Source organism: Lactobacillus rizhaonensis, assembly GCF_036246345.1.
GTDB classification, from domain to species: domain Bacteria; phylum Bacillota; class Bacilli; order Lactobacillales; family Lactobacillaceae; genus Lactobacillus; species Lactobacillus rizhaonensis.
The window spans coordinates 283,230-305,255 of sequence record NZ_BTTV01000001.1 but is presented as its reverse complement, the minus strand read 5'-3'; the positions used below and the strand labels follow the sequence as shown (position 1 = coordinate 305,255).

Here is a 22,026-nt window from a genome sequence, read left to right as displayed (position 1 = left end):
TAGTTTTATGGTAAAATTTTTTTAGGTAGCACTGACGGGGGGAAAATTTTGGACAATTCGAATTTATTAGTGGGCTTAGATATTGGTACCACAAGTGTGAAAGCGGTTGTAGCTGATTCCGGCAAAGTTATTGGAGCCGTTGCAGTTCCTAATAAAGGAATGCGACATGGTAATATAGTTGATATTGATGAAACTGCCGCTGCGATTAATAGGGCTTTAAAAGAAATAGCCAAAAAAACGAATGCAAATATTTATCGAGTGGTAACAGGTATACCTGTAGGTATGCTTCAACTTGAAACTGCAAGTGATTTAGTTAACGTCAGCGATAATGGTCAAGAAGTAGGTAACCATGATGTTAGGCGAGTAGTTCGTGCTGCTATTAAATCTGCTGTGAAAAACGAACGGGAACCTATTTCATTTTTGCCAAGCCGCTTTCTGATTGATGGTAAAACCGAAGTCGATGATCCTCGAAAAATGATTGCACATTCTCTGTCGGTACAAGGCATCATGTTAACGGCTCCTGCCAGTCCTTTACATAATATAAAAAAAGCTATTGAGCGTGCTGGCTATTCCAATAACTTTTTCATTCCAACTCCACTTGCTATTGCCAGCGTGGCTTTAAATGAAAGTGAACGCCATTTTGGTTCAATTATCCTCGATTTAGGTGGAGGAGTTACCACAGCTACGGTAATTCATAATAATCAAATCAAATATGCTAATATCGATTTTGAAGGTGGCAGTGATATTAGTAATGACATTTCGGTTGTTTTAAGTACTTCTAACAAAGATGCAGAACAAATAAAACTTGATTATGGTTATGCTGATCCCAGCCTTGCATCTGCTAAAAATAAATTTGCCGTTAACAGCGTTGGTTCAAATGGCCAGCAAATGGTTGACGAAAAATATTTAAGTGAAATTATTAACGCTAGGGTTATCCAGACTATTGACAGAATTGAGAAAGGTTTGGTTAAACATGACGCTTTGAAGTTACCTGGTGGTATTATTATTACTGGCGGAAGCAGTCTGCTGCAAGGTTTTGACAACATTATAGCTAATACTTTGAACGTTAAGGCGCGAATTTATCAGCCTGATCAAATTGGGATGCGCAATCCAATTTACTCGGCGGCTTACGGAGTAGTTAACTATGCATATAAAATGTCCGATATTGATTTCTTGGTAATCAGTGCTATTTATGGCAAAGGCGCGCTCGGTTTAGGCGAGCAGTCTATTCAGGAAAAGCCAAAAACTTCTAAAAGAACAATTGCTGTTAATGAAACTAAAAGAAAAGAAGAATATAATAGACATGAGTTACTAAAGCGAGAGCAATCCCCGCATAGTAAAACAAAAAATAATACGCAAAATAAAGATAAAGGCTTTAAGAACTTCTTCAAAAAGTTCTTTGATTAAAGGTGGTTAATTAGATGGATTTCACGTTCGATTCAGACGACAATAAAAATGCTGTCATCAAAGTTATTGGTGTCGGTGGTGCTGGTGGTAATGCTGTTAATCGAATGATTGATGACGGTGTGCAGGGAGTTTCCTTCGTTGCTGCTAACACTGATGTACAAGCATTAAATAGTAATAAAGCGGAGAATAAAATTCAGTTAGGCCCTAAGTTGACAAGAGGACTGGGTGCTGGCTCTCATCCTGAAGTTGGTCAAAAGGCTGCAGAAGAAAGTGAACAGACAATTGAAGATGCTTTAAAAGGCGCGGATATGATCTTCATTACTGCTGGAATGGGTGGTGGTACTGGAACTGGGGCTGCACCAATTGTAGCTAAGATTGCCCGCGAAACGGGTGCGTTAACTGTTGGCGTTGTAACTCGTCCTTTTACTTTTGAAGGACCAAAAAGATCAAAAAACGCCGCTGAGGGTATTGCACAGCTAAAGCAGTACGTTGATACTCTTGTAATTATTGCCAATAATCGTTTATTGGAAATGGTTGACAAAAAGACACCAATGATGGATGCCTTCAAAGAAGCTGACAATGTTTTAAAACAAGGTGTTCAAGGTATTTCAGACTTAATTACTTCAACTGACTATGTCAACCTGGACTTTGCCGATGTTAAAACTGTTATGGCTAATCAAGGCGCTGCTTTAATGGGTATTGGCCGTGCAAGTGGTGAAAATCGTACTGTTGAAGCTACAAAACTGGCAATTTCTTCTCCTTTGCTTGAAGTATCGATTGATGGTGCTAAGCAGGTACTGCTAAATATAACTGGTGGTCCTGACTTAACTTTGTTTGAAGCACAGGATGCCTCAGAAATCGTTTCTAAAGCTGCAGGTGACGATGTTAACATAATTTTTGGTACTTCTATTAATCCTAATTTGGGAGATGAGGTTGTAGTTACTGTTATTGCGACAGGAATCAACTCTCAAGCAGAGGAGGAAGCATCAAAGCAACTCCCGGGTCATAGTCACCAGATTAAATCTCAACCAGGTCAAGCTAATACTTCTCCAGAAAGAAAAATTAACTCAGTTAACAGACCTATGGAGCAAAATACGGCAGTAAGTGAAAATTCCGGTGCAGTTCAAAGTGCACCCAAACATAAGCCAATGGTTGATCCAACAAGTGTTTGGGGTTTGGATAACGATGATGAGGGCAACCGTCGGTCAACACCTTTTGCAGCAAATCAGGAAGAAAGATCAAGTTCATTTGATGACGATGATCAAAGTAGTATTTCACAAATCGAGACTAATGCTTTTGATGATGACGATACTGATGATATTCCATTTTTCAGGCATCGTGGTGAAAACTAATAGGAGGCAAGAGAAATGTCTTTTAGTAAAATAGGCAAATTTTTCGGCGTGGCAAATGATGAAGATGAAATGTTAGATGACGATTATGCAGAAGAGCAGCAGTTAAATGATGAAGACAATTTTCCTGCTGGTACTGTTAACCGTGACAAAGTTGTTTCCATTAAATCTGGTATGAATGCTGCCAAAAGCAAAATTGTGCTTTATGAGCCACGTGTTTATTCAGATGCTAAAGAAGTTGCACAGAATTTATTGAATAATAAAGCGGTAATAATTAACTTCAGCAGAATGGAAGATGCATCAGCCAGAAGAATCGTTGATTTTATTACTGGTACAGTGTATGCTTTAAACGGTGAAATTCAACGTATCGGTGATAAAATTTTTTTAGCGACTCCCCCGAAGTTTGTCACGAATGGCAAAATTAGTGATCTAGTTGATAAGAAAGATTCTTTAAGTTAATGGCAGCAAATATCATATATTACGGCATTAATATCATTGACTATGTAATATGGATTTATAGTATAGTCATGGTAATTGATGCAATTTTAAGTTGGGTTCCTTCTCTACGTGATTCAGCCGTGGGTCGCGTGATTAATCGTGTAATTGATCCTTATTTGAACATTTTTCGTAAAGGACCAATTGCAAGACTGTCTAATGCTACAGGATTAGATATTTCATTTTTAATCGGTTTGCTTTTGCTTTATTTTGTCCAAGATTATGTTCTAAATTGGATTGCAAATATTTTATTTCACTTATTTGTTTAATTTCCAATCTTAATAAAGAGCTGGTAAATTTCGTTATAACTTGACGGGAGGTGCCAGCTCTTTATTTATCAGTTGTCATAATTATTTCTTAAAATAAAAGCAAGTCAGAGATAATGCTATAATAATTTACGAAGTGACAGAATAGTAATTTCACCTTCATTATTAGGGGGGCAGTTCTTGAAAGAATCTAATATCGCAAAACGTAGTTTTTATATTAAAAATGTGGTCTTTAAAGGAAATTTATCTGATCAAAAAACAGTTGATAGAATGAATGGGCTTATAAATGATGTCATTTATAAACATCAAAAAGTTTTAACTGATTTTTTAGACCCAGGAGAAAGAGACATTTTAAAAAAACTGGCTGGAAATGAAGTTTGCTTGCAAAGCTTTGGTGGCTATTCAAACGCTGAAAAGAAGAGAGTTTTTATAACCGAAGATTGGGATACTGTTTCACCACTGTCATATCAAATCAGTCTCTTTGAAATTGAATATCCTCAAAAATTTGTTTCTTTAACACATAGTGATGTATTAGGAAGTATAGCTAATGCTGGAATAGAAACGTCCACATTTGGTGATATTATTACGGATGGAAAAGGCCGCTGGCAATTTTTTGGCAAAAGTGAACTAACTGATTTTTTCCAATATGAAATTACTCATATTGGCCACACAAAAGTTAAAATAAGACCTATTTCAAGCAAAAAAATATTAGCAGTTAAAGATGAAAGCAAACACTTAACTGTAATTGCTTCTTCATTACGATTGGATGCAGTTTTAGCAGCGATAGCTAAACAAAGTAGAAATCAAATTAAAGACAATATTAAGAATAATTTAGTTAAATTAAATTGGCATACTATTAAAGATTTTAATATAATAATTGAAGAAGATAATGTTCTTAGCCTAAGACATTTTGGCAGATGTAAAATTATGGGTATTTCAACAACAAAAAAGGGCAATTATAAGGTGGTATATAAGCTATGGCAGACGAAAAGAAAGAAACGCAGAAGCTGACTCCGATAAAAATTCACAATAAAGAATTTAAAAAAAGAGGATTAAGTGGATATGACAGGCATGAAGTTGATAGTTTTTTAGATCAAATTATTAACGATTATGGTGATGTATTAGATCAAAATGTTGATTATAAAAATAAAATAATACAATTACAAGATCGAGTTTCAAATTTGCAAGAGCAGGTTGCAAAATATCAGCAGAATGAAAATGCTACAAAAGAAGCCATAAATAATGCTAAGATCAAAGCAGAAAGAATTATCAATGACGCTACAGTTCAGGCAAATAATGTAACTGAGCAGGCTAAAATTGATACTGATTATCAGCGTCAACAACTGGAAACTATTAAGTCGGATTATGAACGAGTCAAAAAGGAAACTTCTGGTTATCGCAGGTATATTCAAGAACTTTTACAAAAAGCAATTGAGAATCTGAATGACGAAAAGTGGCAAAAAGCTCTTGATCAATATTTTGACACAGAGCGATTTTATCCTCCAGATGGTGCAGAACCAATCATGCTTACCGATGAGGACGAGGATGTCGATGACGACGATGACGATGATACTGATGAAGAGGATGAGGATTTTGAGGTTGACAACGATACGGATGATGAAGTAAACTTTGAACAAGACTCTGAAGAAACAAATAATAGTCCTCAACCGATGACCGGTGACAGTCCTAGTATTGAAACTGTTAATGACGACGATACTGTAGCCGATAATAATTCTGGCGGAACTACTATTATTTTTCCGGATGACTATAAAAATCATAAATGACAAACTGACAGTAAAACTTGCGAGCAATTCAGCGAATTAGTGAGGGTGTGAGTCTAATATAAGAGCTTAAAGGTTGATCAGCTGTTAATGATGGTTTGTTACGGTGGTTGCACGATACGCAACTCATTAAGTGGAGTTTAGCAGCTCAATTTAGGTGGTACCACGATATTAACCTCGCCCTAATTATAGGACGAGGTTTTTTTATAGGAAGGATAAAAAAATGAGAGTGAAAGATACACTTAATTTAGGTAAAACTAAATTTAAGATGCGGGGCAATTTGCCAGTACGTGAAGCACAATGGCAAAAAGAATGGGAAGAGAATAAATTATATGAACAGAGATTAAAATTAAACAAAGGAAAGCCAAGATTTGACTTGCATGACGGTCCTCCCTTTGCCAATGGTAATATTCACATTGGCCATGCTATGAATAAAGTATCTAAGGACATAATCGTTCGTTTCAAAAACATGAACGGCTATTATGCTCCTTATGTTCCTGGTTGGGATACTCATGGGTTGCCAATTGAACAACAATTGACTAAACAGGGCGTTGACCGTAAGAAAATGAATCTTGCGGATTACCGTCAACTTTGTCAAGATTTTGCCAGTAAAGAAGTTAAAAAGCAAATGACTGACTTTAAGCGTTTAGGCGTAATGGGAGACTGGGACCACCCATATATTACTTATCAACCAGAATATGAGGCAGAAGAAATTCGTGTCTTTGGTAAAATGTATGAGAAAGGTTATATCTATAAAGGCAAAAAGCCTGTTTATTGGTCTCCTTCAAGTGAATCAACACTAGCTGAAGCTGAAGTTGAATATCACGATATTAAATCACCTTCAATTTATGTTTCATTTCCTGTAAAAGACGGTAAAGGAATTCTGAATCCTGAGAAGACATATTTCTTGATTTGGACAACTACACCTTGGACTATTCCTACTAACCAAGGAATTACAGTCAATCCAGGGTTTGATTACTCAGTAGTCCAGGTTAACGATAAGCGCTACGTTGTTGGAACTGATCGTTTAGAAGCCGTCGCTGAAGAATTAGGTTGGAATGACTATGAGGTGGTGCAACATCTTAAGGGTAGTGAAATGGACCGTATGGTTGCTAAGCATCCTTTGTATGACCGTGATGCCATTTTAATGAATGCGATGCACGTTACTGCTAGTGATGGTACTGGCTTAGTTCACACAGCTTCGGGCTTTGGTGAAGATGACTATAATGTTGCTCAAAAATATGGTCTACCTGTATATAGTCCTATGGATGACAAGGGTTGCTTTACTAAAGATATTAATGATCCTGATTTAGCTGGCTTATTTTATGATGATGCAAATAAAGTTGTCAGCGAAAAATTAAAGAAGTCAGGCAATTTACTCAAGTTAAGTTTCTTTACACACTCATACCCGCATGATTGGCGCACAAAGAAGCCTGTAATTTACCGTGCTACTACACAATGGTTTGCTTCTGTTGCTAAGTTTCGTCAGCAAATTCTTGACCAGATTGATCAGGTTAAATTTACGCCGTCTTGGGGTCAATTACGCTTACACAATATGATTAAAGATCGTGGTGACTGGGTAATTTCCAGACAACGTGCTTGGGGTGTGCCACTGCCTATCTTTTACGCAGAAGATGGTACCCCGATTGTCACGCCAGAGACTATTGAGCACATTGCCCAGATTTTTGCAAAAGAAGGATCAAATTCATGGTATAGAAGAAGTGCCAAGGAATTGTTGCCAGACGGTTTTACTTCCGTACATTCTCCCAATGGTAAATTTACTAAAGAAACAGATATTTTGGACGTTTGGTTTGATTCAGGGTCTTCCCATCAGGCAGTTATGGCCAAAAGACCAGATTTAAGATTTCCGTGTGATCTTTACCTTGAAGGTAGTGACCAATACCGTGGTTGGTTCAATTCAAGTTTGATTACTTCTGTAGCTGCCACGGGTAAAGCACCTTATCGTGGTATTTTGTCACAAGGCTTTGTTTTAGATGAAAAAGGACATAAAATGTCTAAATCGTTAGGTAATGTAATTTCTCCAAACGATGTCATCAAACAAATGGGTGCGGAAATAATTCGTTTATGGGTTGCTTCAGTTGACACGACTTCTGACGTTGCCGTTTCACAAGATATTTTACGTCAAACTTCTGAGAGTTATCGTAAAATTCGGAATACTTTCCGTTACATGCTGGCTAACACCTCAGACTTTGATCCGCAAAAAGACCGTGTGGCTTATGAAAATCTCAATTCAATTGATCAATACATGGAAGTTAAACTTAACGATTTAGTTAAAACTTGCCTTGACAGTTATGAACGTTACGACTTTAATAATGTTTATAAAAAGGTATTTGCCTTTATCTCAAACGATTTATCAGCATTTTACCTAGACTTTGCCAAAGATGTCCTTTACATTGAAAGCAAAAACAGTCATGCGAGAAGATCAATGCAAACTGTAATCTATGATGCAGCGGTAAAACTTGCTAAAGTTATGACACCAATATTGCCTCATACAATGGAAGAAGTTTGGTCTTTCTTAAAAGAAAAAGAAGATTATGTTCAACTTGCTGACATGCCTGAAGTTGAACAATATGATAATCATGATGAGCTTCTGGAAAATTGGGAAAAATTCATGAATTTACGTGATGATGTTTTGAAGGTGCTCGAAGAAGCACGTGATCAAAAATTAATAGGTAAATCATTTGAAGCAGCTGTTACAGTTTATCCTACAGATGAGATGAAAACCGTTTTAACAAACCTTGATGCCAACTTTAGACAAATTCTGATTGTTTCCAAACTAACAATTGCTAATGGTGAGGCACCGGCAAATGCTCAAGAATTACCAAATGGAGCTTTTGTAGTTGAGCATGCTAAAGGAGAAGTTTGTCCTCGTTGTCGCATGATTAGAACTGATATCGGAGCTGATAGTGAAGTGCCAATGCTCTGCGGTAGATGTGCTAAAATTGTCAAAGAGGATTACCCTGAAGCTGTGCGGGAAGGCTTAGAAGAATAATGCGCTACGGAACAGTAAAGCAATTCGATCGTAATAGTAGTTTTGGTTTTATTACTGATAATGAAAACCAAAAATCATATTTTGTTTTTTATACAGCAATAAAAGAAGAAGGTTATCGTCGCTTACAAGTGGGACAAAAGGTTAAATATCAGCTTGCTCAAGGAAAAAATGGGCTCCAATGTGTGAATGTATATTTAGCTGATTAACAGGAAAGTGAATAATGGATTTAACAGAAACTGAAATCTCTTCAAAACAAATTTTTACTGGGCGTATAGTTGATCTTTCAGTTAGAACGATCAAATTACCTAATGGTGAAACTGCAACAAGAGAAGTAGTAAAACATCAGCCTGCTTCGGCTGCCATTGCAGTAAATGATAAGCAAGAAATGTTGCTGGTTGAGCAGTGGCGTGAGCCGATTAAAGAGTTGACTTTGGAAATTCCAGCAGGATTGATAGATGAAACTGATGCCAGTCCATTAGATGCCATGAAAAGGGAATTAAATGAAGAAGGCGGTTATCATGCCGACTACTGGGAAAAGATAACGGAATTCTATTCGTCGCCTGGCTTTACTAATGAGAAACTATACTTATTTTATTGTGATACATTAACCAAACTGTCTGATAAAAAGGCGCTTGATCCTGATGAATTTTTAACCAGTCACTGGTATAGTTTGGAAAAGTTGAAACAGCTTGCGGCACAAGGTAAAATTGTTGATGCCAAGACATTATATGCAATGAGTGTTTGGGAAAATATGTTGCTTACCAGTGCTAATACAAGGGACTAAAATGACAGAAAAGCGATCTGATTACCGTAAAAAATTAAAAAAGAAAAAAAGCAAAAATATTTTAAATACAATTAAATCTGCTTTTGATGATAATGAAGATGAAGTTGACGTTAATCCTGATTTTACCCGTAATGAAGATGAGGTTATACACCCAAATGAATCTTCAAATAAAAGGGTAAATACTCAGGAGCAGACGCCGAGAAGAGAAAAGAATAAGTCACAATCTCAACCAACTACAAGTCAAGACAAAGCATTAAGACTGAAAGGTAAGCTTAATCGTGCCATTTTCATTGTTTCGATTTTAATTATTTTGGTATTATTGGCGTTATTTCACTTATAAATAAAAACGAGGGTAAAAATGAAGATAGCAATTATTGTCCCAATGGAAATTGAGGCTAAATATTATCATAAGTATTTTCACTCTGGTCACAAAGAAATGTTCGGATCTACTACATTCGAGCATTTTTGCGTTAACCACAATGATTTATATATTGGTTTGAGTGGAATTGGTAAAGTACAAGCTGCCATGAATTTAGCCAGTTTGCTATGCCAGGTTAATATTGATTTAGTTTTTATGACTGGTACAGCAGGATCTTTACAGACAAGTATTCAAAAGGGAGATTTGATTTTAGCCAGTTCATTTGCTTATCACGATGCGCATAATACTCTAGCAGGAGATTATGTTGAAGGACAAATACCAGGTGAACCGGCAGAGTTTGTTTTGAAGTCGACTGCCAGAACACAATTTGCAGAGTTTTTGCAGTATGAGAATATTGAATATAAAGAGGGACTTATTGTCACAGGCGATTCATTCATTGGGTCACAAGCACAAAAAAATGATATTAAGCAAAATTTTGCTCAAGCTTTAGGAGTTGAGATGGAAGGAGCTGCTTTTGCACAGGTGGCTTATCATTTTAATAAGCCTTTAATAGCTTTGCGAGCTATTTCTGATAATGGTAATCAAGATGCAAATGAAGACTTTAATCAGTTTGCACAAAAAGTGGGTGCTAAAGCGGCTAAAATTATTTGTACTTACATAGAAAAGATGAATTCATAAATGACAGAAATTTACTTGGATAATGCTGCTACTACACCCATGTCTCCCAAAGTAATTAAAGTGATAGCTGAAGAAATGAAAAATGACTTTGGTAATGCTTCCAGTACATATGAATTAGGACGTAAGGCCCGTCATGTCATTGATCTGGCTAGGCAAAAAGCTGCACGAGCAATCAATGCAAGCGAAAATGAGATAATTTTTACCTCCGGTGGCTCTGAGAGTAATAACACAGCTATTTTCGGGACTGCCCGTAGTCGTAAAAATATTGGTAAACGCATTATCACAACTAAAATTGAACATCCTTCTGTTTTAAAGCCAATGCAGCAATTGGAAAAAGAGGGTTATGATGTTATCTACCTTGATGTAGATGAAGATGGTCGTATATCATTGGCTGATTTAAAAAATGCTTTAACTCCACAAACTGTTTTGGTATCTATAATGGCAGTTAATAATGAAGTAGGAACAATTAATCCTTTGGCCGAAATCGGCGCAATAGTAAGACAAAGTAATGCCTATTTTCATGTAGATGCAGTACAAGGATTAGGGAACATTAATCTTGATGTTGCTAAAATGAATATCGACTTATTATCCACCTCTGCACATAAAATCAATGGTCCTAAATTTCTAGGATTTTTATATGAAAGAAATGCTATTAAACTACCACCTTTAGTTTATGGTGGGGAACAAGAAACCAAACGCAGGGCTGGAACTGAGAATGTTCCAGGAATTGCAGGTTTTGGTGAAGCAATTAATGAAATTGCAGCTATAGATAAAAATGAGCTTCAGGTTAATTATCAGAAATTGCAAAAAATTATTTTAAATGAACTCGATCAGGCTAAAATTGAGTATCAAGTTAATGGTGGAACTAAAGAATTTGATTCTCATCATGTTTTGAACTTGCATTTTGCTAATGTCAATACGACCATTCTCCAAACAAACTTAGATTTGGCTGGGTTTGCGGTTTCAGGAGGTTCTGCATGTACTGCAGGATCACTGGAGCCTTCCCATGTTTTAGTGGCTTGCTTTGGTAAAAATTCTCCACGAATATCTGAATCAATTCGCATATCTTTTGGACGGTATACCACAGAAGAAGAAGTTTCAGCTTTTGCAAGGCAGTTGGTTAAAATTGTGGGTAAAATACAAAACAAATAAAAAAATTGCTTTTTTAAAAAGATATGCTTATTATAAGTAAGTGAGGTAATATTATGGCAAATATAGTTATTATTAATGGTGATAAACGTAAGTTTACGCTAAGTCCTGACTTGAAGTTATACGCACTGATTGATGCCGGTTTTGTTAAAACTGTTAAGGGTAATTTTAATTATGAGCATCCACTTTATAATGATTCACCATATAACGCCCCAACAAAGTTGAAAATGACCATTAACAAGGAAATGACCCGGTTAACAATGGTCGTTACTGATAGAAATGGTTTGCAAAAGGTCAATATTTTTAAAAATAAGCAATTGGCTCCCACAGTGGAACTTTTAAATTATATTTTAAAGGACCTGGAGGAACGCAAGATTATTGTTGCTGTGAAGGATTGATTAATTTGGTAAAGAAAAATAAAAGGGTAGTTGTAGGAATGAGTGGAGGAGTAGACTCTTCAGTTTCTGCCCTTCTTTTGAAAAAACAAGGATATGACGTAATTGGTGTCTTCATGAAAAACTGGGATGATACAGATGATTCCGGCGTTTGTACAGCCACTGATGACTATGAAGACGTTAAAAAAGTTGCTGATCAAATTGGCATTCCTTATTATTCAATTAATTTTGAAAAGGAATATTGGCAGCGAGTTTTTGAGTATTTCTTAAATGAATATAAAAAAGGGCGCACACCAAATCCTGATGTAATGTGCAATAGTCAGATTAAATTTAAATCCTTTTTAGAATTTGCCCTTAACCTTGATGCAGATTATATTGCAATGGGGCATTATGCGAAAACAATAACTGATAAGAAAGGTATCACGCATATGATGCGTCCTAAAGATGGTAACAAGGATCAAACTTATTTTTTGAGTCAGTTAAATCAAAAGCAAATTAGCCGTGTTATTTTCCCATTAGCCAACTTAACCAAGCCGCAAGTCCGGGAAATTGCAATAGAAAATGGTTTAGCTACAGCAAAAAAGAAGGATTCCACCGGTATTTGCTTTATTGGGGAAAGAAACTTTCGTAAGTTTTTGAGTGAATTTTTACCTGCTCAGTCAGGTGAAATGATTACGCCAGATGGCAGAGTAGTTGGTCATCATGCAGGTCTAATGTATTATACAATCGGTCAGAGATCCGGTTTAGGTCTAGGTTCAACTAAAGAATCTACTGCTCCCTGGTTTGTAGTAGGTAAAGACTTGCAAAAAAATCAATTGATTGTGGAACAGGGCTATGACAGCAAGCTACTTTATGCCACTGAATTAGAAGCTAGTGACATGTCATTTTTTACTGGGCAACCAAAGCATGATTTTAAAATTCATTGCAGTGCCAAGTTCCGTTATCGTCAACCGGATGTCGGAGTGACAGTATCTTATGATGCTGCAGCAAACAGGGCCAAAGTTTACTTTGATGAGCCGGCTCGCGCTGTCACTCCTGGACAAGCTCTGGTTCTTTATCAAGGTGAAGAGTGTTTAGGCGGAGGTAATATCGACTGCGCCTACCAGAATGAGCAGCAACTGCAATTAGTCTAATATAAATGAGTAAGGAAAATGTGTCGTGCATTTTCTTTTTTATTTGTGTTCATTTTTCTTTTAAACTAATTAAATGATAAACTAGATAGCAACAGCTATAGAAAAGAGTAATGGATGAATGCAAATTTATTTTGTCAGACACGGTAAAACAGAATGGAATTTACAAAGACGATTTCAAGGAGCTCATGGTGACTCACCACTTTTGCCCCAAAGCTTAAATGATATTCAAAAATTAGGCAGTTTTTTAGCTAGTACTAAATTTGCTGGAATATATTCTAGTCCATTAAAAAGAGCTAAGGTTACAGCGGAGGGTTTAATAAAAACTTTGAGCTACCCTATTGCAATTAAAGTAGATGATCGTCTGCGCGAATTCGATTTAGGAGCAATGGAAGGCCTTACTTTCACCGAAGCTCAAGCCCAGTATCCCAAGCAAGTAACTGACATATGGGATCATCCCGAAAAATATGACGGTCACAGTATAGGTGGAGAAAATTATTCTGAAGTCATTGCCCGTGGCAAAAGCTTTGGTCATGATATTGCGCTGAAGTTTAAGGCAGATGATAAAGTAATTGCTGTAAGTCACGGTGCGGCCCTAGGAGCAATTATGGGTGGATTGTTAGGCTATCCGTTGTCAGATATCAGACACAACGGTGGCTTAAGCAATACTAGTCTGACAATTTTAGAAACAAAAGATAAAGGCAAGACTTTTAAAGCTTTAGTTTGGAACGAAACAGGATTTTTAGGTAGAAAAATGGTGGATTCAGATTCATTATGATAGAGAAAAGAAAATCAACAGGTAATTCCGATATTGTCCAAAAAAAAATACACGAATTAATTACGCAGATTGATGAAAAGCCAGATAGCAGTGAAAACTATTTAAAATTGGCAACCTTTTTAATAAAAGAGGGTAGCAGCGATCAAGCTACGGAGTTATTAAAAAAGGCTAAAAATTTGGTTACTCATCCTCAAGATTTAGATTATGATCTGGCAGTATGCTATTACCTGCAGGGTGAATTTAAAAAGGCCATAAACTTACTTAACCAGATTCCTAACGATGATTTAGTTTTATACCAAAAGGCTCTCGTCTTTTTCAAAATAGGACAAAGGCAAAAAGCACTTGCTTATGCTTTAACCATTAAACGACAAGATGCCAAGGTGTGGGAATTGATAGGAGATATTTGGCTTAGTCTTGGTGAAATCAATGAGGCAGAGTCAAGTTATAAAAAAATCGGGAAAGAGCAAAGGACGGCAAAAGTCAATTTCATGCTTGGAATCACAAGTTTGACTCAAAACCGCCACGAAGCAGAAAAGTATTTTGCTAAATCCAAAAAACAGGATCCCAAAGTTTTTGCACATGAAGAACAACAGTATGCTTCTGCACTAAAATTAATAACTAATGCGAGAAAGAAAAAATGACAACTTTTACCGGCAAAATTAACAGAATAGTTTTTGAAAATGACCAGGATCTATATAAGATACTTGATGTCACCATAATTGGTAAACTCGAAAAATACGATCGTGATGAAATTAAGGTTACCGGTAATTTTGGTGACGTCCAAGTTGGCGCAACTTATAGCTTTTCAGGTAGGTTAATTGTTCATAATAAGTTTGGCCTCCAATTTCGCTCTGATAACTATAAACTGGCTTTACCACATGAAAAAGGCAGTTTAATCAGTTACTTGAGTTCAAGTAAATTTCCAGGAATCGGTAAAAAGGCAGCCAGTGCAATAATTTCAGACTTGGGAATGGATGCATTAACAATTTTAAAAGAAAAACCTGAAAAAGTAGCGACTTTGTCATTAACCAAAAAACAAAAAGATAGTCTACTTAATGGTGTCAGTTCAATGGATTCTTATTCTGAAACTGTACTAAAATTGGCGCAATTTGGCTTAAATAAAAAAGTAGCTGGCAGACTTTATCAGCTTTATCATGGTGATACTTTAAGCAAATTGGAAGAAGATCCATATGCTTCTATTGCTGAAGTTACGGGCTATGCGTTTAAAAGTGCTGACCGAATAGGTAGTAAACTAGGAATTAGTTCCGCAGATCCTAAAAGAGTTAATGGCGCTATTTTTCAAATTTTGCTTGATGAAGTTGCTAAAGAAGGTAATACATACATCAAACTGGAACAGTTGCTAACAGAGACTGGTAAATTGCTTCAAGTTGATAAATTTGATGTCATAGCTGATTGCGTTAATAATCTCCAGCATCAAGGTAAAGTGGTGGTAATGGGGGAAAATGCAGCGCTGCAGGAAATATATGAAACTGAAACTGATATTGCCAATGCAATGAAAAATTTGGTGGAAAAAAACCACAAGAGTTCAAAATATAGTGAGAAAGAATTAAACCGTGCCATAGCTCAGGCTGAAGCTAAGTTAAAGATTACTTATGATGAAACCCAAAAAGCTGCTATTAAAAATGCTTTAACTAATCCCATTTCAATTTTAACGGGAGGCCCAGGAACAGGTAAAACAACTATCATTAACGGTATTCTGTTAGCATTGCGTGATTTAGCTAAAATACCTGCTTCATCTTTGTATAGTACGGATCCACCATTTTTGCTGGCAGCACCCACAGGTCGTGCTGCAAAAAGAATGGAAGAAATCACTGGTATTACAGCTAAAACAATCCATCGATTATTAGGACTGGGAATTGGAGAAAATGATGCAACTGATTTGAACGAATTAAATGGTGAGATTTTAATCATTGATGAAATGTCAATGGTAGATATGTTTTTGTTTAAACAATTGGTTTATAGCATTAATGAAACTAAACATATTGTTTTTGTTGGAGATAAGGATCAGTTGCCCTCTGTTGGTGCAGGAAATGTGTTTGCTGATTTGATCAAATCGCAAGCTTTTCCCACTACAGTTCTCAAGCAAATCCACCGTCAAGGTGATGATTCCAGCATTATCACACTTGCTCATGACATTAATATGGGTAAAAATGTGCAAGAATTATTTCAGAAAACCAGCAACTATTCCTTCATTTCTTGTCCACCTCATGAAGTTGCTCACGTAGTTAGTCAGATTGTTGAGCGGGCTTTGGCAAAGGGGTTCAATCCCGATGATATTCAAGTCCTAGGAGCTATGTATCAGGGTGATGGCGGAGTAAATAATTTGAATAATGTAATTCAGGAAATTATGAATCCAGCTAAGCCTAACAGTAAAGTTCTGGAAGTACATGACGAGATTTTTCGTATAGGTGATCGTATTCTACAACTGCAGAATAATCCGGAAAAAGATATTTATAACGGTCAAATCGGTAAAATTCTAGCAATTGATAACGAAAATTCGCAAAAGTGTATGGTTGCTGATTTCGATGATAGGGAAGTTACTTTTAGCAAAAAGGATCTTTTCGATTTAACTAGAGCATATGCAATTACTATTCATAAAGCCCAGGGTTCTGAATTTCCTTTAGTTATCCTTAGTCTGACTATGCAAAATTATGTCATGCTTAAGCGTAATTTGTTATATACTGCCGTTACCCGTGCAGAAAAAAATCTGGTTTTAATCGGTGATCCTCATGCTTATGAAATGGCTTTGACTACTTCAGGTAACGATCGCAAGACTGGCTTAACTACTAAATTACAAGCGGTGTTAAAAGTTGAGCCCAAGGAAACTAAGAAGCAGATTCCAGCTAAAAGTGACCAAGATGTTATACCGAATTCTGAAGAAATAAATCCTGAGAAAACGAATTATATTTTGACACCTGAATTGATATACTCTGGGCAGATAGATCCTATGATTGGGATGCAAAATATCAAGTTAGAAACAAGAGCGGGGTAAAAATTCGCTATGATAGGAAAAAATGCTGATTTGAATGAGTTTAAAAATACTCTGCAATTATGGGTTAATAATCATACTCATGTTTTACTAATGGATCAAAATACTCTGGAAGTTGAAACAATTTATCGTGATTCTTTTAATGAGTCAGTTTATTGTTTTGTGGAAATAACTGCAAAAGAAAAGTTTATTGTTAGTGATGACGGTCGTTCACTTTTCAAGCTTGACCCTAGTGCAAGTGACGTTGATTTGATCGCAACTATTGGTGATATATCGTTAGCTTCGGAATTTGATTTTAATCTCCAAAATGGGGTTATCAGTGCTAAAGCTGACAGACAAAATTTAATCGACACCATAATGCGTTTAGCGCAACTACAAGTAAATATTTCATATCTTAATTAAAAATATTTTTCAAATATAATTTCCATTGCTTTTTTTAAAATATAATGGTTAAATTAGTGATATTATTTTATTTTAATCTGAGGGGAAGCAAAGTCTATGGCAATAGTGTTTGATCAGGTAAAGAAAAATTACGGTAAAAAGCCAGTTTTACATGATATTAACATTAAAATCCCTTTGGAACCTACAGTAATTGGTTTGGTTGGACCTAATGGTGTGGGAAAATCGACTATGTTAAGACTACTTGCAGGAGTACTAGAACCAACTAAGGGCACGATCAGGAATGATCAAACGAAAGGATCCTATTTTAAGTGGGCTTGCTTGCACACAAGTTTTGTTGCATCCGGAGAGAGGGGTCTTATGTATAGACTAAATACCCTTGAAAACGGAATGTACTTTTCCTCACTTAAGGGAATTAGTACTAAAAGAACGGAAAATAATATTCGTAAAATGGCTCAAGATTTTAATTTTTCAAATGAACTTAATACTTTTTTTCAGAACTTGTCCACTGGCTTAAAGAAAAAAGCTGCTATTTTGGTGGGAGCAGCAATGGGAACAGAAGTTTTACTCTTAGATGAACCCTCAAACGGGTTGGACATAGCTGCTCAAGAGGATTTAGCCTCTTTTATTCTTGATTTAAAAAATAAGAATGGCAATATTATTTTTATTTCATCGCATGACACTCAGATGCTCTCTGGAGTTGTTGATCATTATCTGTTCTTAAGAGATGGCCAAATAGAGAAAAATATTGAACATAAAATGGCCGAAAATGACCTAATTTCTGAATACCGTGGAATTTATAAGCGAAAGTAGGTAGTAGAATGAAAAAAATCAAAAAGCTATTTAATATTTTTTGGATACAATTATGTTTAGAGCTAAAACTACAAATTCGTTATGTTAATTCTGCTATTAGTTCGCTTGTTTTATATGCCGGTGCATTCCTAATTGTTATTTTTTTCACCAATCCTGCCCAATTGGGTCAGGCCTATGGTACCAAACAAGGGGTTTTATTTACCATTGTTGGCTTTTTGTTTTGGAGTATTGGTATTGCCTCATTGGGTGGATGTAGTAATGGGGTGGAGACTGATGAGCGAACTGGTCTGCTTGAAAGTGAAACTCAATCCGTCTTTCCCTTGTGGGTCCTATACTTTATTCAAACTTTGGCAGAAAACTTATTTGTTTGGATCTATCTCTTAATTATAGGACTTGTAGCCTCGTTTTTTTCAATGTTTACAGTAGCGGAATTATTAAAAGCTATATTATTGACGTTTGCTTTTTCCTTAATTTCCAACTTAGGAATGTTTGGCATCGGAATGATTTTTGCTTCTGGCTCCATTAGATTTAAAAGAATGGGACAGTGGGCTACTATTTTGCAGGCTTTATTGCTAATGTTGTCAAATGTTTATTTTCCAGTATATAATGCTTTTCAGGAGGTTATTCCTTACGTGGGCGGCATAGAAATAGTGCGGCAAATATTTCTTGGCCATGGAGTTTCATTGTCGAAACTGATGTTATTTATAGTGGTAAATGTAATTTGGTTCTTGCTTGGCATTTTAATTTTCAATTATTGTATAAAAAAAGAGCGCAAAAACGGTTCATTTGACGCATTTTAAGTTAGAGAAAGGTGATATTTATTTTAACGTTTGAAAATGTTAAATGGGGAACGAAAAATTATTTTAAAGTAAAAAAATTATATTTAAGTGCATTTCCAAAAAAGGAGCGGTTTCCAATTATTGGCTTGCTTGCAATGGATCTGCAAAAAAGAGTAAATTTTCAGGCCATTTATGATCAGAAAAATTTTATAGGCTTAATTTTCAGGCCATTTATGATCAGAAAAATTTTATAGGCTTAATTTTCTGGACGTATGCGAAGCAAATCATTTATATTGGCTATTTGGCAGTAGATCCAATCTGGCGTTGCAAGGGCTACGGTAGTGAGATTTTAAATCTAATGAAAAGAAACCATCCAGGTCAGGAAATTGTTTTGGACATTGAACCAGTTACTAAAACAGCAAAAAACTACTCTGAAAGGATCAATAGATTATTATTTTACAAACATAATGGTTTCAAATTAACTCAAGATAATTTAGTTGATGAAGGAGGCCGCTATTCGATTTTAAGTTCAGATAAACACTTTAAAAAACGTAGTTTAAGTCAACTGCTTGATCATATGAGTTTTAATTGCTATAAGTATAAAATTTTAAAAAACTAACGTGCAAAAAAGACTGATATTAAAAAGTATATATCTTATTAAGGCAAATGTAGTCAAAAACAAAATACCGAGCATAACAAATGCTCGGTATTTTTGCTTTTGCAAGTATTAGCAAAACTAAATTTTTCAGCGTAATAAGTTAAAACTTGAAACAGAGAATTCAATATTAAATTTATTGCGTTTGATTTCTTCGCCATCTACTTGTGCATATTCTTTTTTAATTGTTGTTACTTTAACTTTATCAGCTTCAAAATAATGAAATTGAGGATCATTAACATGTGAGCCATCTTTTAGGAGATTAATAAATAGTTTAACCAATTTGGCCAAACCAAATTTTTCCACTACAACTGTATCGATTTTATGACTATCAAGTTTAGCACTGGGTAACAAGGGAAGCCCCCCGCCTAAATAAGGATGATTCGTTGTGGTAACCATGAAGGCATCGTCAAAATGGAATTTCTGACCGTTCTTTTCAATATCTACAATAAAAGTATCTTGTTTGGTAACAGTGGCTAAAACATTACAGCCGTAAATTAATTTGCCTTCACTAAGATGATTCAGTATTTTTTTCAATTTTGAAATATTACTATTATGGTTGACAAATGCGTCAAAGCCGATGCCAAAGCTGTTGGCAAAATAATACTTTTTATTAGGGGCAATGTCAGGAAAAATAAAAGTCCCGCAGTCTATCCGATCTGGTTTAAATTCTTGTTTCATATGATCTATAAGAACTTTCGGATCATTAGTTAAGCTGGCAGCCCGCGCAAAGTCATTACCTGTTCCTGCAGGTAGGTAGGCAATAGGGGTTTTCGGATTTTTAGATCTTTTAATTCCGTTTAGCACTTCATTAAGAGAACCATCACCACCGATTACTAACAAAATTTCCGCGGGCGAGTGCTTTTTGTCACCATATTCTTGCGCAATGTAAATAGCTTCCCCAGCATAAGTACTTTTTCGCAAGTCAAAGTTAATGTTTTCATTGATTAATAAAGCCGTGGTCTTCTTGAGTACTTTTTTGGCATGACCGTTACCAGCTACTTCATTAACCAAAAGATGTATTTTTAATTTGTTATCCATAAAATTTCATTCAGTACATAAAAAGCCCTTAAAAAGGGCCTTTCGCTATTTTTTCTCAACTAACATTGGTAAAATCATCGGCCGTCTTTTTGTCTTAGAATATAGAAAATCAGAAAGGTTAGCAATAATGGCATTGCGAATTACACTGTCTTTAGGATGTTCAGCTTTATCCATTTCAGACTTTATAAAGTGATAAATATGCTTTTGTGCCTGGTTGATTAATTCAGTGGATTCACGCATATAAACAAAGCCACGACTCAAAACATCGGGTCCAGCCAAAACGCGTTTGTGCTTATAATCAACTGTTGCAACCACAACTACTAAACCGTCTTCGGATAAGACCTGCCGATCATGAACAACTACATTGCCAACATCGGCCGTGCCAGATGTATCAACATAGACATCGCCTGCTGGAATATGACCAGCTATGCGGGAGCCTTCTGGTCCAAAACAAATGACTTCACCATTTTCCAAAACAAATGTGTTTGCGGCTGGAACTCCTGCTGCTTGTGCCAGTTCGGTATGAATGACCTGCATGCGGTATTCACCGTGAACCGGAATCATGTACTTAGGTTTTGTTAAACGAACCATCATCTTTAATTCTTCTTGACCACCATGTCCAGAAGTGTGGACATTATTAATTCGGCCATGAACCACGCTGGCTCCACCTTCCATCAACTTGTTAATCAAATGATTGACACTTAATGTGTTGCCAGGTATTGGGTTGGAAGAGAAGATCACAGTATCACCGGGTTGCAGACTAATTTGTCTGTGGGTTCCGTTTGCTATTCTGGAAAGAGCAGCTAAAGGTTCGCCTTGTGAGCCGGTACATAAAATCATTACTTGTTCAGCTGGTGTGTGATTTATTTCATTAGCATCTACAATCAGACCATCAGGAACATTCAAATAGCCCAAATCAATGCCATTTTGCACACCATTTTCCATACTACGTCCAAAAATGGCAACTTTACGTCCAGTATCTATTGCTGCCTGGATAGCAGTCGATACGCGGTAAAGATTAGAGGCGAAGGTAGCAAATATTATGCGACCATGGATTCCCGTAATAATGTCATGCAATGATTTAGCTACAAAACGCTCGGACTTAGTAAATTGGGTAACTTCAGCGTTAGTTGAATCGGATAATAGTACCAAAACTCCTTCGTTACCTAATTTAGCCATCTTTTGAAAATCTGGAGCAGGTTGGTTCATTACTGGTGTTAAATCAAATTTAAAATCTCCCGTAAACACGACTGCACCTAGTGGGGTATGCACAGCTATGCCTAAAGTATCCGGAATAGAGTGAGTGGTTCTGAAAAAAGTAACCGTTAGTTTCTTGAATTTAAGTACAGTGTCTTCATGCTCTTCGTGTAATTCTGTTGTTCGTAAAATACCGTGTTCTTCAAGTTTGCCCTTAATTAAAGCTAAAGCAAATGGGGTGGCATATACGGGAATTTCCGGAATCTTTTCAAGCAGAAATGGTATGCCACCAATGTGATCTTCATGTCCGTGGCTAACAACAAGTGCTTTAATTTTTTTACGATTCTTAACTAAATATGAGTAGTCAGAAATGACATAATTAATACCAAGAAGATCATCTTCAGGGAACTTAATCCCACAATCCATAATAATAATTTCGTCTTGGTATTGTACACAATACATATTCTTGCCTATTTCGTGCAACCCCCCGATTGCAACGACGGCAACTTCATTATTTTTTATTCGCAC

At 36.1% G+C, this 22,026-nt stretch carries 23 protein-coding genes; 21 read left to right on the top strand and 2 right to left on the bottom strand.

Features of this window, described 5'->3' with window-relative positions:
- Nucleotides 1-48: 48 nt before the first annotated feature.
- The 21 genes from ftsA to AAA915_RS01365 all read left to right on the top strand — a co-directional run bounded on the left by ftsA (nt 49) and on the right by AAA915_RS01365 (nt 19,224).
- Nucleotides 49-1,407 carry a cell division protein FtsA gene (gene ftsA / locus AAA915_RS01465; RefSeq protein WP_338199241.1) on the top strand — a complete coding sequence of 453 codons (1,359 nt, stop codon included), beginning with the start codon at nt 49-51 and terminating at the stop codon, nt 1,405-1,407.
- Nucleotides 1,408-1,421: 14 nt separating this feature from the next.
- Entirely contained in the window at nt 1,422-2,759 is a 1,338-nt protein-coding gene (gene ftsZ, locus AAA915_RS01460) for a cell division protein FtsZ (RefSeq protein ID WP_338199240.1), read from the top strand.
- A gap of 15 nt (nt 2,760-2,774) precedes the next feature.
- The gene (locus AAA915_RS01455) at nt 2,775-3,215 is read left to right on the top strand and encodes a cell division protein SepF (RefSeq protein ID WP_338199238.1); all 441 of its coding nucleotides are present in this window, start codon (nt 2,775-2,777) and stop codon (nt 3,213-3,215) included.
- Complete coding sequence (locus AAA915_RS01450; protein WP_338199236.1) at nt 3,215-3,520, top strand: YggT family protein; 306 nt, start codon at nt 3,215-3,217, stop codon at nt 3,518-3,520. Before AAA915_RS01455 ends, AAA915_RS01450 begins: the two co-directional genes overlap by 1 nt.
- A gap of 177 nt (nt 3,521-3,697) precedes the next feature.
- A complete protein-coding gene (locus AAA915_RS01445; RefSeq protein ID WP_338199234.1) occupies nt 3,698-4,528 on the top strand; it encodes a YlmH family RNA-binding protein in 831 nt (276 codons plus the stop codon).
- Nucleotides 4,495-5,301, top strand: coding sequence for a DivIVA domain-containing protein (locus AAA915_RS01440; RefSeq protein WP_338199232.1), 807 nt, complete (start codon nt 4,495-4,497; stop codon nt 5,299-5,301). The genes AAA915_RS01445 and AAA915_RS01440 overlap by 34 nt, the downstream gene beginning before the upstream one ends.
- A gap of 220 nt (nt 5,302-5,521) precedes the next feature.
- Entirely contained in the window at nt 5,522-8,311 is a 2,790-nt protein-coding gene (gene ileS, locus AAA915_RS01435) for an isoleucine--tRNA ligase (protein WP_338199230.1), read from the top strand.
- Complete coding sequence (locus AAA915_RS01430) at nt 8,311-8,517, top strand: cold-shock protein (RefSeq protein ID WP_122025989.1); 207 nt, start codon at nt 8,311-8,313, stop codon at nt 8,515-8,517. Before ileS ends, AAA915_RS01430 begins: the two co-directional genes overlap by 1 nt.
- 14 nt (nt 8,518-8,531) lie before the next feature.
- Nucleotides 8,532-9,095 carry an NUDIX hydrolase gene (locus AAA915_RS01425; RefSeq protein ID WP_338199227.1) on the top strand — a complete coding sequence of 188 codons (564 nt, stop codon included), beginning with the start codon at nt 8,532-8,534 and terminating at the stop codon, nt 9,093-9,095.
- 1 nt (nt 9,096) lies between these two features.
- Entirely contained in the window at nt 9,097-9,435 is a 339-nt protein-coding gene (locus AAA915_RS01420; RefSeq protein ID WP_338199226.1) for a hypothetical protein, read from the top strand.
- Nucleotides 9,436-9,453: 18 nt separating this feature from the next.
- Complete coding sequence (locus AAA915_RS01415) at nt 9,454-10,152, top strand: 5'-methylthioadenosine/adenosylhomocysteine nucleosidase (protein ID WP_338199224.1); 699 nt, start codon at nt 9,454-9,456, stop codon at nt 10,150-10,152.
- Nucleotides 10,153-11,304 (top strand): cysteine desulfurase family protein, encoded by a 1,152-nt coding sequence (locus AAA915_RS01410; protein ID WP_338199222.1) that lies wholly within the window; start codon nt 10,153-10,155, stop codon nt 11,302-11,304. It abuts the gene before it with no gap.
- A 53-nt stretch (nt 11,305-11,357) separates the two neighbouring features.
- Nucleotides 11,358-11,699 carry a DUF1831 domain-containing protein gene (locus AAA915_RS01405; RefSeq protein ID WP_338199220.1) on the top strand — a complete coding sequence of 114 codons (342 nt, stop codon included), beginning with the start codon at nt 11,358-11,360 and terminating at the stop codon, nt 11,697-11,699.
- A 5-nt stretch (nt 11,700-11,704) separates the two neighbouring features.
- Nucleotides 11,705-12,829, top strand: coding sequence for a tRNA 2-thiouridine(34) synthase MnmA (gene mnmA / locus AAA915_RS01400; protein ID WP_338199218.1), 1,125 nt, complete (start codon nt 11,705-11,707; stop codon nt 12,827-12,829).
- A 118-nt stretch (nt 12,830-12,947) separates the two neighbouring features.
- Nucleotides 12,948-13,604 (top strand): histidine phosphatase family protein, encoded by a 657-nt coding sequence (locus AAA915_RS01395; RefSeq protein WP_338199216.1) that lies wholly within the window; start codon nt 12,948-12,950, stop codon nt 13,602-13,604.
- Complete coding sequence (locus tag AAA915_RS01390) at nt 13,601-14,245, top strand: tetratricopeptide repeat protein (protein WP_294603585.1); 645 nt, start codon at nt 13,601-13,603, stop codon at nt 14,243-14,245. The genes AAA915_RS01395 and AAA915_RS01390 overlap by 4 nt, the downstream gene beginning before the upstream one ends.
- A complete protein-coding gene (gene recD2, locus AAA915_RS01385; RefSeq protein ID WP_338199213.1) occupies nt 14,242-16,617 on the top strand; it encodes an SF1B family DNA helicase RecD2 in 2,376 nt (791 codons plus the stop codon). Before AAA915_RS01390 ends, recD2 begins: the two co-directional genes overlap by 4 nt.
- Before the next feature lie 9 nt (nt 16,618-16,626).
- Nucleotides 16,627-17,016, top strand: coding sequence for a DUF1828 domain-containing protein (locus AAA915_RS01380; protein ID WP_338199211.1), 390 nt, complete (start codon nt 16,627-16,629; stop codon nt 17,014-17,016).
- Nucleotides 17,017-17,112: 96 nt separating this feature from the next.
- Complete coding sequence (locus tag AAA915_RS01375; RefSeq protein ID WP_294835152.1) at nt 17,113-17,826, top strand: ATP-binding cassette domain-containing protein; 714 nt, start codon at nt 17,113-17,115, stop codon at nt 17,824-17,826.
- Between the two features lie 8 nt (nt 17,827-17,834).
- Nucleotides 17,835-18,626, top strand: a complete 792-nt coding sequence (locus tag AAA915_RS01370; RefSeq protein ID WP_338199207.1) for an ABC transporter permease — start codon at nt 17,835-17,837, stop codon at nt 18,624-18,626.
- A 208-nt stretch (nt 18,627-18,834) separates the two neighbouring features.
- Nucleotides 18,835-19,224, top strand: coding sequence for a GNAT family N-acetyltransferase (locus tag AAA915_RS01365; protein ID WP_338199817.1), 390 nt, complete (start codon nt 18,835-18,837; stop codon nt 19,222-19,224).
- Nucleotides 19,225-19,350: 126 nt separating this feature from the next.
- Here the strand turns inward: AAA915_RS01365 and AAA915_RS01360 are convergent, their stop codons facing one another.
- Together AAA915_RS01360 and rnjA are read right to left on the bottom strand one after the other, a co-directional pair.
- Nucleotides 19,351-20,301 carry a diacylglycerol/lipid kinase family protein gene (locus AAA915_RS01360; RefSeq protein WP_338199205.1) on the bottom strand — a complete coding sequence of 317 codons (951 nt, stop codon included), beginning with the start codon at nt 20,299-20,301 and terminating at the stop codon, nt 19,351-19,353.
- Between the two features lie 45 nt (nt 20,302-20,346).
- Nucleotides 20,347-22,026, bottom strand: a complete 1,680-nt coding sequence (gene rnjA, locus AAA915_RS01355) for a ribonuclease J1 (RefSeq protein WP_338199203.1) — start codon at nt 22,024-22,026, stop codon at nt 20,347-20,349.

Bases quoted from the DNA above. Each gene is read 5' to 3' on its own strand.
- AAA915_RS01360 (WP_338199205.1), bottom strand. From the start codon at position 20,301: ATGGATAACAAATTAAAAATACATCTTTTGGTTAATGAAGTAGCTGGT.
- ftsZ (WP_338199240.1), top strand. From the start codon at position 1,422: ATGGATTTCACGTTCGATTCAGACGACAATAAAAATGCTGTCATCAAA.
- AAA915_RS01450 (WP_338199236.1), top strand. From the start codon at position 3,215: ATGGCAGCAAATATCATATATTACGGCATTAATATCATTGACTATGTA.
- AAA915_RS01415 (WP_338199224.1), top strand. From the start codon at position 9,454: ATGAAGATAGCAATTATTGTCCCAATGGAAATTGAGGCTAAATATTAT.
- ileS (WP_338199230.1), top strand. From the start codon at position 5,522: ATGAGAGTGAAAGATACACTTAATTTAGGTAAAACTAAATTTAAGATG.
- AAA915_RS01375 (WP_294835152.1), top strand. From the start codon at position 17,113: ATGGCAATAGTGTTTGATCAGGTAAAGAAAAATTACGGTAAAAAGCCA.
- recD2 (WP_338199213.1), top strand. From the start codon at position 14,242: ATGACAACTTTTACCGGCAAAATTAACAGAATAGTTTTTGAAAATGAC.
- AAA915_RS01430 (WP_122025989.1), top strand. From the start codon at position 8,311: ATGCGCTACGGAACAGTAAAGCAATTCGATCGTAATAGTAGTTTTGGT.
- AAA915_RS01405 (WP_338199220.1), top strand. From the start codon at position 11,358: ATGGCAAATATAGTTATTATTAATGGTGATAAACGTAAGTTTACGCTA.
- AAA915_RS01380 (WP_338199211.1), top strand. From the start codon at position 16,627: ATGATAGGAAAAAATGCTGATTTGAATGAGTTTAAAAATACTCTGCAA.
- AAA915_RS01455 (WP_338199238.1), top strand. From the start codon at position 2,775: ATGTCTTTTAGTAAAATAGGCAAATTTTTCGGCGTGGCAAATGATGAA.
- AAA915_RS01410 (WP_338199222.1), top strand. From the start codon at position 10,153: ATGACAGAAATTTACTTGGATAATGCTGCTACTACACCCATGTCTCCC.
- AAA915_RS01390 (WP_294603585.1), top strand. From the start codon at position 13,601: ATGATAGAGAAAAGAAAATCAACAGGTAATTCCGATATTGTCCAAAAA.
- AAA915_RS01425 (WP_338199227.1), top strand. From the start codon at position 8,532: ATGGATTTAACAGAAACTGAAATCTCTTCAAAACAAATTTTTACTGGG.
- AAA915_RS01420 (WP_338199226.1), top strand. From the start codon at position 9,097: ATGACAGAAAAGCGATCTGATTACCGTAAAAAATTAAAAAAGAAAAAA.
- AAA915_RS01370 (WP_338199207.1), top strand. From the start codon at position 17,835: ATGAAAAAAATCAAAAAGCTATTTAATATTTTTTGGATACAATTATGT.
- AAA915_RS01395 (WP_338199216.1), top strand. From the start codon at position 12,948: ATGCAAATTTATTTTGTCAGACACGGTAAAACAGAATGGAATTTACAA.
- AAA915_RS01440 (WP_338199232.1), top strand. From the start codon at position 4,495: ATGGCAGACGAAAAGAAAGAAACGCAGAAGCTGACTCCGATAAAAATT.